Origin of the sequence: Salinisphaera japonica YTM-1 (genome assembly GCF_003788585.1) — a bacterium.
In the GTDB taxonomy this organism is placed as follows: domain Bacteria; phylum Pseudomonadota; class Gammaproteobacteria; order Nevskiales; family Salinisphaeraceae; genus Salinisphaera; species Salinisphaera japonica.
The window spans coordinates 70,771-82,674 of sequence record NZ_AYKG01000004.1 but is presented as its reverse complement, the minus strand read 5'-3'; the positions used below and the strand labels follow the sequence as shown (position 1 = coordinate 82,674).

Sequence of the window (11,904 nt, the reverse complement as noted above, 5' to 3'; positions counted from 1 at the left end):
TGCCCTTCAAGCCTATTTGCACTGCTATTCAATATCGGCCTGATTTGTGGGGAACCCTCAGCTGTTGTCCCCCGTTGCGCGGGATAGCCGAGGGCGAAGGCGCTATGTCGCGCGGGATCTCGCCCGTCTACATTTCATCCAGCGCGCCCAACGCTGTGATTTTTCGCTCGACGAAATCCGGGTACTACTCGAATCCCGGAGCTGCCGTGATGCCGCTCGGCCGGAAGTCGCGCGGTTGACTGAACAAAAACTGCAAGATATTCGAACCCGTATGGCCGATCTGGATCGGCTGCAACAGGAGCTCGGGAACCTTTTACAGCTATGCCGCGGCAGCGACCAGGGTTGCCCGATCATCGACGGACTCGACGCGTCGGCTGAATAGTCAAAAGTGCAAAAGCGCCAAGGTCGAAAATAATTCTTGACCTGGAGTCAACTCCAGGTACTACGCTCCTTTAAACACCATGCGGCTTGACCGAAGCTGGTTGAGCTTGGCTAAAAAAAGGAGCACCTCATGCAAACCACCACACTCAGTATCGACGGGATGCACTGCCAAGGCTGTGTGCAGATCGTACAAAACGTGATCGAACAGCAGGCCGGCGTCAAAGGCGTCTCGGTGTCACTGGACGCGAAGCAGGCGCGTATCGCGCACGACGCCAATCAAGTGTCGCCCGAAACGTTGGCCAAAGCCGTTCGGGATGCCGGTTATCCGGCCGAGCCGGCCTAAGCCTTGGAGATCGCACAGGCCGGGGTACTGGCCGCCGGCCTTGGACTGCTGGCTTTCGTGGAGCCGTGCTCGGTGGGCAGCCACCTGTTGTTCCTGAAATTCTTGGATCGGCTGCCGGAGCGTCAGCGTTTGTATCAAACGCTGGTTTTCACGGTGGCCCGGGCCGGACTCATGGCCGGACTGGGCGTGTTTGCGGCGGCGATCGGCGCCCGATTCCTGGGCATCCAGCACGGCTTGTGGATGGTGCTGGGCAGCTTGTATGTCGCGCTCGGGCTGGCCTATCTGGTCGGCGGCGCGCCGTGGCTGATTCGCCAGAGCGATCGGCTGCTGCCGCGCGTACCGGCGACCTCCGGGGGCGCCGCGCTCGGCGTGTTGTTCGGCTTCAATATCCCGGCCTGCGCGGCGCCGCTGCTCGCGGTATTGCTCGGCGGCGCAGCCGCCCAGGCCGCCGCCGGCGGCGGAATGGCCTATGGCGGCGTGTCCCTGCTGATCTTTGGACTCGCATTGTCCAGCCCGCTCGTGCTCGCGGTGTTTACCCAACGTGGAAGGCGGCTATTGAATGCGATCGCCCGTTTCGCCGCCCGCATGCCGCGCGTCACCGGCGCAGTGCTCGTACTACTCGGGGTCTGGTCCATCGGGCTGGCGTTGTGAGGCCGTGTCTGGCGAGCGCACAGCCGGGCAGTTCCTTTTCGATATGCGTATCGGCACGCGGAGTGACCTATGAATACTGTGACGCTGGAAACCACGCTCGTTTGTCCAGCCTGCGGGCATGAAGCCCCGGAGACCATGCCGACCGATGCCTGCCAGTACTTCTACGAGTGCGGCGGCTGCGGTGCCTTGCTGCGCCCCGAAGCTGGTGACTGTTGCGTGTACTGCTCTTATGGATCGGTGCCCTGTCCACCAGTGCAGCAGGACGGCAACTGCTCATGTTGAGACGAACACACATCGCACCGCGCATTCTCCATTAAAAGGTGATGCCATGAACGACACAACCGCAAACCCCGACGAGCTTCACCCGTGGAGCGAGGAAACCACCGGCGATTCCGGCATCCGCCGCGTGCGCGCCCATATCGGCGGCATGCACTGCTCTTTGTGCACCGGCACCATCGAACGGGCGCTGGGCGCCAAACCCGGCGTGCAGCGGGTGGCGGTCAGTCTGACCCACGAGCAGGCATTGGTCGAATACGACGATGGCCAGACCGACGCCGCAACCCTGATGGGCACCCTCCAGCAGATCGGCTATACCTTGAGCGATCCGCGCAAGGTCGAACCCTTCGAACGGCAGGAACAGGCGCTGGCGGTGGAGCGCAACCGCTTCCTGGCAGCCCTGGCGATGAGTCTCGCCGCGGTCGGGCTCATCGTGGATACCGCCAGCCTTTGGACCCTGGGCCTGTCGGTGGTGGTCTACCTCAGCCTGGTCGTCTTCGGCTACGCCGTGCTGCGCGGCCGCGGCCAAGCCGCCGCCGCGACCGGCAGCGCCGGCCTGGCCGCCGGCGGGCTGGTCCTGTTCGGGTTACGTGCGAGTGGGGTGCTGGCCGGCTATGAGCCGCTGCTGGTGGGTGCGCTCGGGCTCGCCATGATATTCGGGCTGGCCCGGCATATGGGGGTCATGGCCTTTCAGGCGCTACGCCGCGGCATTCTCAACCAGCACGTGCTGGTCGAGATCGGCGCCTTCGCCGGTTTGATCGGCGGCGCGATCGGGCTGGTGGCGCAACCGTCGGGCTATCCAACGGCGGCGTTTTTCGCGGTGTCGGTGATGGTGCTGACCTACCACCTGTTTTCCGAATGGCTGTCGCTGATCGTCAAGACGCGCAGCGCGCAGTCGGTCAAGCGGCTGCTGGATCTACAGCCGGAGACCGCGCACGTAGTCACCGACGGCAACGAACGGGATATGTCAGTCGAACAGGTCGAGGCGGGCATGCAGGTGCGCGTGCGCCCCGGCGAGCGTATTCCGGTCGACGGCGAAGTGATCGACGGCGGCTCGGCCGTGGACGAGGCGCTGATCACCGGTGAGCCGCTACCGGTGGAAAAAACCACCGGCGACAGCGTCGTCGGCGGCGCCATCAACGGCAACGGCACCCTGCTGATCCGGGTCACCGCGGTCGGCGACGACAGTTTTTTGCATCAAGTGATATCCAGTGTCGAAGACGCCCGCGCGCTCAAGCCCGGCCTGCTGCACATCGTCGATCGGGTGTTGCAAGTCTATACGCCGACGGTGCTCGCGATTTCCGCGCTCGCTTTTCTGGGGTGGGCCCTCGGGCCGCTGGCCTTCGGCGCCGACCCCGAATTCCAGCGGGCGGTGTTCGCCGCGCTGACGGTGCTGGTAATGGGCTATCCCTGCGCGGTCGGCATCTCCGCGCCGTTGTCGATCGTGCGCGGTGCCGGCGAGGCCGCGGACAAGGGCGTGCTGATGCGCACCGGCGAAGCCTTCCAGGCGTTGCGCAAAATCGACACCGTGGTGTTCGACAAGACCGGCACGCTCACCGAAGGCCGGCCGGCGGTGCGCGCAATCCATGGCATCGATAGCAATGACGACACGCTGTTGGCGCTGGCCGCCGCCGTGGAAGCGGCCTCGGAGCATCCGCTGGGCCGGGCCGTGGTCGAAGCCGCGCTGGAACGCGGGCTGGACTTCCCCGAAGTCGCCGATTTTCAGGCCGAATCCGGGCGCGGCGTGACGGCGCAAGTCGACGGCGAGACCGTGCGGGTCGGCAGCCCGGCGTTCCTGAGTGCGGCCGGCATCGCGTTGGATGCCTTGCAGGAACGCATCGACGCTGCCGAACAACAGGGCCACACGGTGATTGTCGTGGCCCGCGGCGATCGCTTGCTCGGCGCAATCGCGCTTGGCGATGCGCTGCGCGCCGACACCGTCGATACCATATCCCGATTGCACGAGTTGGGCATCCGCACTGCCATGCTCACCGGCGACAACAAGCGCACTGCGACCCATATCGCCAAACGTGCCGGCATCGACGACGTGTATGCCGGCGTGCTCCCCGATCAGAAAGCCGAACGTCTGCGTGACATGCAGCACAACGTGCGTCTTGCGATGGTCGGCGACGGCATCAATGACGCCCCGGCGCTGATGCAGGCCGATATCGGCATCGCCATGGGCTCAGGCACCGACATCGCCATCGACGCGGCCGATATCATCATCCTCAACGGACAGCTCGGTGCGGTCATCACGGCCTGGCAGATCAGCCGCTGGGGCTATCGCAAGATGTTGCAGAACGTGGGCCTGGCTTTTTTGTTCAACGGCATCGGTATTCCGCTGGCAGCCACGGGCCTGATTTACCCGGTGTGGGCCATGGTCGCCATGGCGGCCAGCGTGACCGCGATCTTCGTCAACTCGCTGTGGCAGCGGCCAACGATGTTTTTCGATGCGGTGGCGAGTGTGGCCGACTGAACGAAAAAGCTCGCCGTTTATCGATTTTGACATGGAGCCGAGCCAATGAGAGTGGAACGACAAGTGTGGTCGCTTAATCGATGGCAGACCATTACGCTGATTGTATTGCAACTTTTATTCGCCGCCTGCGCGACCAGCGTTCTGATTTACCGCGCCCAAGGCTGGGCGCCGGAGGTGATCAATTTCGGGTGGCTATCGTATCGCGCCTGCAACATCTATATCTCCCTTGCTTTGGTCGCGTACTTCGTCGTTGGTTTGTGGCGAGGGCATCGTTATATCGCACCGCTGCTTACGCTGTTCGTGCTGTTTCATTTGGTTGAGGGGGCGATCATCGGCTTCTGGACCAAGGCGATCCTGCAACTCGCGGCGCTCGGTGTGTTGAGTTGGAGTATCTGGCCCGCACTTCGCAACCCCGCGGCGCTGAAAAGCAGTTCAACCAACAGGACGAGATGATCGGGCTTGAAATCAACACCGAAAACAGGCGGAAGCGACGCTGCAAACCCATGGCCTCAACCGTCGCCGCTGCCTCCGGCGGAGCCCCTGCCGCCGCATTGCCGTTACCCATTACCGCTCCCCTTACCGTTGTTGCCATCGCCAGTAACCGGGCACCACGGATTGTCAGGCTCGTCGGCGCAGGGATCGGGCCTGGGCGGCTGGTCGGGTAACGGCAGCAGTTAGGCCCCGACGGCGCGTTCGTGCGCACATGGGGCGGGGGCCGTTCGGGGTCAATATCTTTGGCCCGTTCAAGGGTTGGTTCACCACCGTCAACTCGGTCGCCGTCGGCCCGCAGGGCAACGTGTTCGCCGCCGACTTCTATAACGATCGTATCCAGAAGTTCGATGCCGAAGGCGACTATTTGACGGCCTTCGCGCCGGATAACGTCGGCGGGCCCGGCCATACCGAAACCACGGTGGCCGTGGCCGCCGACGGAACCGTATTTTCCGCCAACTTCAAGGGCAACCGGGTGGAAAGATGGCAGCGCCCATGACTTGCACCATCTGCGATTAACTTACCCCGACGGCTGCTGCGTTGCCCGGCCCTCTTAATCTGTTCGAGGAATAACCAAGCCGAATCCGTCACGACAGCCACACCGGCAACGTGCTCGGCTGCCGGGCTCAGGCGCCTGGGAGAAAAACTTGACTCCGTACCACAGTCCGGACTTAATGTTTACGCTTGTGGCATGAATAGGTCGTTATCTTGAAATCTCCGGTTGCCTTTCGTCTATGGGTGTTCGTACTGGCGGTACTTACCGTGCTGCCCGCGCTCGCCTTGGCGACAAGTGTTAATGCGCAATCGCTGGATCAGAAAACGGCCCAGGCTTCGGTGGTTCCCGTCACCGATACCGCGGTCATGGCCGATAGCCATTGTAACGGCGAGATCTTTTGCCAGGCGCCTTGCGCCGTCGGCTGTGTTGCCTTGGTCGACATGCAAAAACCATTGCCGGTTACGGTGACAGCCAGGCAGCGCCCGGATGCCCAACCGGGCCATCCCACACCGCCCCACGACCACGAATTGATTCGCCCCCCGCTCATCTCCCGGATCTAGCTCTTTTCCAGGGCGCGCGCATTGGCATGCGCGGCTCTTGTTCAGCATTTTCCGGAGATGACACATGTCCCCTGGCATATTCACGCGCTATCGGCGCGCGCATGGCGGCGCCCGCGAGTGGGCGTTCGCGACAATACAAGAAATCGCCTGCGTCGGCGTGCTGCTGGCCGCCGTCCTGTTGCCCGCCACGCAGGCGCTGGCGCAAGACACCGCGTATGACTCGGCGCGCCTCGAACCCGACACGCTGGTCGCGTCGGTTCTCGATCGCAACGCCGGTCTGGCCGCGATGCGCTCGGCGGTCGACGCCGCCGAAGCGCGTATCGAACCCGCCGGGGCGCTGCCTGACCCGCAACTTTCGGGTGCGGTGGCGCCGGAGACCATTGGCGGCTTTGAAACGCCGTCCGGACGTGAGCGCAGTACCAATATTCGTTTCGAGGTCAGCCAGGATTTTCCCTGGCCCGGCACCTTGGGTCTGCGCGCGGACGCTGCGCGTAAAGAAGCGCTCGCGGCCGACGATAACGTCGCGGCGGTGCGGCTGCGCCTAGCCTCGGCCACCCGCTCGGCTTATGCCGAATGGTATTACGTACACCAGGCGCTGGAGATCAATGTCGCCAATCAAGACTTGGTGGATGAGCTGCGCCGGATAGCGGAAAATCGCTACGCTGCGGGATTGACCGGCCAGCAGGATGTGTTGCAGGCCGAGGTTGAACTCCAGCGCCTGAAACACCAGGCCATCAAGCTGCGACGCATCAAGCGCAGCGTGCGGGCCAAAATCAACAACCTGCTCAATCGAAAGGCCACCGCGCCCGTTGCCGGGCCGGCAGGGTTGCCCCTCCCCGGAAGCTTGCCGCCCTATAGCCGCTTACGCCGCAGCGCCCTGTCCAGTCATCCCGAACTGGCGCAAATCCAAAAGCGCATTGCCGCCGATGAGGACCGCGAAGCGCTGGCCAGAAAAGCGTTCTATCCCGACTTCAAGGTCTTCGGCGGCTATAACAGCCTGTGGGACGCCGGCGAGAAACGCTGGATCGCCGGTGTCGGTATCAGCCTCCCGCTGGACCGCAGCAAATACCGCGCTCGCCTCGACGAGGCCAAAGCCGAGACCATGCGCACGGAATACGAGCTGGCAGACCGCCGGACCACGCTGCTGAGCCAATTGGAACAGGCCCACGCCGCGGTGGAGGAAGCCAAGCACGCCATCGCCTTGTACGAGAACGAGCTGATCCCGCGCACGCTGGAAAACCTGGGCGCCGCCCGATCCGAATACGGCGCCGGCGGTGGCGCGTTCCTGGATGTGATTACCGCCGAGCAACGCAAGCTCAACGCGGAACTGGAACTGGAAAGCGCCCGCGCGGACTACTTCACCGCGCTGGCTGAATTGAGGCGCTGGAGCGGCGGCGAGCTGACAGGCATCACGGTGCCGGCCGCCATGAATTCCGAGGAGTTTATGCATGAATAAGAGATTAGTGATCAGCGCCCTGATCGCGATCCTGGCGGCGGCCGGCATCGGCGGCTGGCTGCTGTTGCGCGACGCGGGTGGCGCCGACGCCGGCCCGGCATCCCTGGCCCAGGCCCCGACCTACCAATCGGGACCGTTTCGACTCGCAATTGCGGTCTCCCCCGAAACGCCGGTGGTCGGTAAAAACCGGCTGGCCATCCGGCTAGAAGACAGCGACGGCAATCCAGTCTCCGGTGCCAGCATCAAGGCGGTGGCCACCATGCCGGCGATGGGGGGCATGGCGGCCATGCAGGCCCCAGCCGAGCTCGAAGAGACCGAGCCGGGGCGCTACGCGGGTCCGTTCAACCTGAAAATGAGTGGTGCCTGGCCGCTAACCCTGCAGATCAAGAAGGCCGGCCTCGGCAAAACCCGGATCAGCTTCGACCTGGCGACCGGTCGACAGGGCTTACAGCTCGCCACCGGCGGCCGTCGCCTCGGCGGCGGAGCCAAGGGGGAAATGGATTCAGGCGGGCAAGTCGCCGACGCAGCTTCGGACATGCCCACGATCAACCTCGATAACCGCCGGCGGCAGCTCATCGGCCTCGAGACCGGCAAAGTCGAACGTCGCCAGCTGGTGCGCGAGATTCGCGCCGTGGGCGAGGTGGTCTACGACGAAACCGAGTTGAGTGATGTCACGCTCAAGTACGACGGCTGGGTCGGCAACCTGAAGATCGACTACGTCGGCGCGCCGGTCGAGCGCGGCCAGATGCTGTTCGGCATCTATAGCCCCGAGTTGTTCTCGGCCCAGCAGGAGTATCTGCAGACCCTGCAGCGGCTGTCCCGCCGCGGCCTGGACGACAGCCTGGTTCAGGCCGCCCGCCAGCGGTTGATGCTGTGGGATATCGCCCCGGCGCAGGTGCGCGCGATCGAGCGGCGCGGTGAGCCGATCAAGTACCTGCCGATCCATGCGCCGGCGACCGGCACAGTGGTAGAGAAGAACGTGGTCGAGGGCTCGGCCGTCAAGAAAGGCCAGATCTTGATGCGCATTGCCGATCTGTCCACGGTCTGGATCGATGCCCAGGTCTACGACAGCGAGCTGCCGCTGATCGATGCGGGCATGACCGCCGAGGTCACCCTGCCCTATCTGCCCGACGCCCACTACGAGGCCGAGGTCGACTACGTCTACCCCTACTTCCAGGGGCAGACTCGCACCGGCCAGATCCGCCTGTCGTTGCCCAACCCGGACGGGCGGCTCAAGCCAAACATGTACGCCGAGGTCGAGCTGCAGGCCGATCTCGGGAAGCGTCTGTCTGTACCCGAGTCGGCGGTCCTGTTCTCCGGCGACGCGCGCGTGGTGTTCGTGGACCTTGGCGACGGCCGCCTGCAGCCGCGCTACATCGAGACCGGCCAGCGCAACGAGGACTACATCGAAGTCACCTCCGGGCTGGAGGCCGGCGAGACGGTCGTGACCTCCGGTAACTTCCTGATCGACGCCGAAACACGCCTGAAGACGGGGATCAAGCAATGGTGAGCGAAAAAATGCACGGCGCCGGCGACCGGCCGGACTGGATCCAGCGGCTGATCGCGTACTGCGCGCGTAACTGGCTACTCACCCTGATCGTGGTAGCCGCGGCCACAGCCTGGGGCTGGCGCTCGCTGGACGGCGCGCCGCTGGACGCGATCCCCGATCTGTCCCCTGTGCAAGTGATCGTGTTCACGGACTGGCCCGGCCGCAGCCCGGACCTGGTCGAGGACCAGATCACCTATCCGCTGGTCACCTCCATGCTCGCCGCGCCCAACGTTGAATCGGTCCGCGGCCAGAGCTTCATGGGCCTGTCGTTCGTCTACGTAGTCTTCGAGGGCGGAACCGACATCTACTGGGCGCGTTCGCGAGTACTGGAATACCTCAACTCGGCGAGCAAGGACCTGCCGGAGGGCGTCAATCCCACCCTGGGCCCGGACGCCACCGGCGTCGGCTGGGTATACCAGTATGCCTTGAAGGATACATCCGGTAACCAGAATCTGGCCGAGCTGCGCAGCATCCAGGACTTCAACATCCGCTATGCCCTGGAGGCGGTCGACGGCGTCGCCGAGGTGGCCTCGGTCGGCGGCTACGAGAAGGAATATCAGGTCAACGTCGACCCCAACAAGCTGGCGTCTCAAGGCTTCTCGCTGGACCAGGTGATCGAGGCGGTGCGCGAGTCCAACAACGATGTCGGCGGCCGGGTGCTGGAGGTCTCCGGCCACGAGCACTTCATCCGGGGCCGCGGCTACGTGAAATCCGTCGATGATTTGAAGCATGTCGTGCTGGGCACCGGGCCCGGCGGCACACCCGTCACCCTGGACCAGGTCGCCGACATCCACCTCGGGCCGGCCATGCGCCGCGGCCAGGCCGACCTCAACGGCGACGGCCTGACCGTAGGCGGCACCGTGGTGATGCGCTACGGCGAGAACGCGCTGGACGTGATCGACCGCGTCAAGCAGCGCCTGGACGAGGTCCGGGCCTCGCTGCCCGAGGGCGTGGAGATCGTGCCCGTCTACGACCGCTCCTCGCTGATCGAGCGTGCCATCGACACGCTCAAGCGGATTCTGACCGAGGAGATGCTCATCGTCTCCGTGGTGCTCCTGGTGTTCCTGCTGCACCTGCGCTCGGCGCTGGTGGCCGTGATCACCCTGCCGATTGCGGTGCTGCTGGCCTTCATCCCGATGTACTACCAGGGCCTGACCGCCAACATCATGTCGCTGGGGGGCATCGCCGTGGCCATCGGCGCCATGGTGGACGCCGCTATCGTCATCATCGACAACATCCACAAGCGGTTGGCCGCCTGGCAGTCTGGCGAAGCGCCGCCCGAAGAGCTCGCCAAATCGCGCACGGCGGTGATCATCGAAGGCATGCAGGAGGTGGGACCGTCCATCTTCTTCTCGCTGCTGATCATCGCGGTGTCGTTCCTGCCGGTGTTTGCCCTGGAAGGCAGCGAAGGGCGTCTGTTCAAACCGCTGGCCTATACCAAGACCTATTCCATGTTCTTCGCCGCGCTGCTGTCGGTCACGCTGGTGCCGGCCCTGGCCGTGCTGCTGATTCGCGGCAAGATCCGCGGCGACAAGAGCCGACTGAACCGTGGCCTGCAGCGGGCCTACATGCCGGTGGTTCGGGCCGCGGTCCATGCCCGTTGGCTCGTCATCGGCCTGGCCGCGGCGGCCCTGGTGGCCACAGTGCCGGTGTATCAGCAGCTCGGCAGCGAGTTCATGCCGCCGCTCAACGAGGGCTCGATCCTGTACATGCCCACCGCCCTGCCCGGCATGTCCATCGAGCAGGCCAATCAAACGATTCAGACCATGGACCGCCGGTTGAAGGAATTCCCCGAGGTCAAGCGTGTGTTCGGCAAGGTCGGGCGCGCCTCCACGGCCACCGACCCGGCCCCGCTGAACATGTTCGAGATCAACATCATGCTCGAGCCCAAGGACCGGTGGCGCGAGGGCATGACCTGGGACAAGCTGATCCAGGAGATGGACCAGGCGATGGACTTCGCCGGCATGCCCAATATCTGGTGGATGCCGATCCAGACCCGCACCGAGATGCTGGCTACCGGCATTCGCTCGTCGCTGGGCATCAAGGTGCTCGGCCCGAATCTGAAAAAGATCGAATCCACCGGCATCGCCATCGAACAGGCTCTGCAGGAAGACCCACGGACCGCACCGTACACGCGCAGTGCCTTCGCGGAGCGTACCACCGGCGGCTACTTCCTGGACTTTATCGTGGATCGGGCCGCCGCCGCCCGCTACGGGCTCAACGTCGGCGACGTCCAGGACGTGATCGTCGCCGCCATGGGCGGCCGTGCGGTGTCGCAGACGGTCGAGGGCCGCGAGCGCTACGACATCCTCGTGCGCTACGCGCGTGGCTTTCGGGATGACATCCAGTCGCTCAAGCGCACATTGGTCACCACCGCCGACGGTGCCCAGATCCCGATCTCCCAGGTGGCCGACATCGAGTTCACCACCGGGCCGCCGAGCATCCGCGACGAAAACGGCCAGCTCGCCGGCTACGTGAACGTGGATGTCAAATCCGAAATCGGCATCGTCGACTATGTGGCCAAGGCCAAACAGGTGGTCGCGGACCAGGTCGACATCCCGCCCGGCTATCGCCTGGAGTGGGCCGGCAAGTTCAAGTACTACCAACGGGCCGCGGCACGCCTGCAAATTTTGGTGCCGCTGACCATCGGCCTGATCTTCTTCATGCTGTTCATGCATCGGGGTTCGCTGGTCGAGACCGCGATCATCATGCTCAGCCTGCCGTTCTCGCTGGTCGGCAGCGTCTGGCTGCTGTGGGCGCTGGGCTACAAGCTGTCCGTAGCAGTCGCCGTGGGCATTATCGCAGTCTCCGGCCTGGCCGTGGAGCTGGGCCTGCTCATGATGGTGTATCTGGATTTGTCCTGGCTGCGCTACCGCAACGAAGGACTGATCCACAGCCACACGGACCTGATCGCGGCCATCGAAGTCGGCGCTACCCACCGCATCCGGCCAATGTTGATGACAGGCCTGGCCCTGTTCATGGGGCTGATCCCCATCATGCTCAGCCACGGCTCGGGCGCTGAGATGATGAAGCGCATTGCCGCGCCCATGCTCGGCGGCGTGGCTTCGGCGCTGGTCATGGTGCTGATCGTGTTCCCTGTGATTTTCTCGTTCTGGCGGGGACGCGGTTTGTCGCGGGAGGCCGACACGGAGTCGGGCACAACCAGACCCGGAGGACATCGTGACGCTTGATCGCCGCCGATCAATACAGAGACTCGCGTGCCGGAT

General features: G+C 64.3%; 11 protein-coding genes. All 11 read left to right on the top strand.

Features of this window, described 5'->3' with window-relative positions:
* Positions 1-46 precede the first annotated feature (46 nt).
* The 11 genes from SAJA_RS02525 (at position 47) to SAJA_RS02475 (ending at position 11,868) form a co-directional block, all read left to right on the top strand.
* Positions 47-382 (top strand): MerR family DNA-binding protein, encoded by a 336-nt coding sequence (locus SAJA_RS02525; protein WP_123657083.1) that lies wholly within the window; start codon positions 47-49, stop codon positions 380-382.
* A gap of 129 nt (positions 383-511) precedes the next feature.
* On the top strand, positions 512-724 hold the full coding sequence (locus tag SAJA_RS02520; RefSeq protein WP_006911911.1) for a heavy-metal-associated domain-containing protein: 213 nt from the start codon (positions 512-514) through the stop codon (positions 722-724).
* Between the two features lie 3 nt (positions 725-727).
* Positions 728-1,375 (top strand): cytochrome c biogenesis protein CcdA, encoded by a 648-nt coding sequence (locus SAJA_RS02515; protein ID WP_006911912.1) that lies wholly within the window; start codon positions 728-730, stop codon positions 1,373-1,375.
* Between the two features lie 69 nt (positions 1,376-1,444).
* Complete coding sequence (locus tag SAJA_RS15420) at positions 1,445-1,657, top strand: GDCCVxC domain-containing (seleno)protein (RefSeq protein WP_021031451.1); 213 nt, start codon at positions 1,445-1,447, stop codon at positions 1,655-1,657.
* 46 nt (positions 1,658-1,703) lie between these two features.
* A complete protein-coding gene (locus SAJA_RS02505; protein ID WP_123657082.1) occupies positions 1,704-4,127 on the top strand; it encodes a heavy metal translocating P-type ATPase in 2,424 nt (807 codons plus the stop codon).
* A gap of 51 nt (positions 4,128-4,178) precedes the next feature.
* A complete protein-coding gene (locus tag SAJA_RS02500) occupies positions 4,179-4,580 on the top strand; it encodes a hypothetical protein (RefSeq protein WP_123657081.1) in 402 nt (133 codons plus the stop codon).
* A 250-nt stretch (positions 4,581-4,830) separates the two neighbouring features.
* Entirely contained in the window at positions 4,831-5,115 is a 285-nt protein-coding gene (locus SAJA_RS02495; protein ID WP_006911923.1) for an NHL repeat-containing protein, read from the top strand.
* A gap of 209 nt (positions 5,116-5,324) precedes the next feature.
* Positions 5,325-5,672 carry a hypothetical protein gene (locus SAJA_RS02490; protein ID WP_006911924.1) on the top strand — a complete coding sequence of 116 codons (348 nt, stop codon included), beginning with the start codon at positions 5,325-5,327 and terminating at the stop codon, positions 5,670-5,672.
* Positions 5,673-5,736: 64 nt separating this feature from the next.
* Complete coding sequence (locus tag SAJA_RS02485) at positions 5,737-7,128, top strand: TolC family protein (RefSeq protein WP_006911925.1); 1,392 nt, start codon at positions 5,737-5,739, stop codon at positions 7,126-7,128.
* On the top strand, positions 7,121-8,638 hold the full coding sequence (locus SAJA_RS02480; protein ID WP_123657080.1) for an efflux RND transporter periplasmic adaptor subunit: 1,518 nt from the start codon (positions 7,121-7,123) through the stop codon (positions 8,636-8,638). The genes SAJA_RS02485 and SAJA_RS02480 overlap by 8 nt, the downstream gene beginning before the upstream one ends.
* Positions 8,632-11,868 (top strand): efflux RND transporter permease subunit, encoded by a 3,237-nt coding sequence (locus SAJA_RS02475; RefSeq protein ID WP_123657079.1) that lies wholly within the window; start codon positions 8,632-8,634, stop codon positions 11,866-11,868. Before SAJA_RS02480 ends, SAJA_RS02475 begins: the two co-directional genes overlap by 7 nt.
* Positions 11,869-11,904 lie beyond the last annotated feature (36 nt).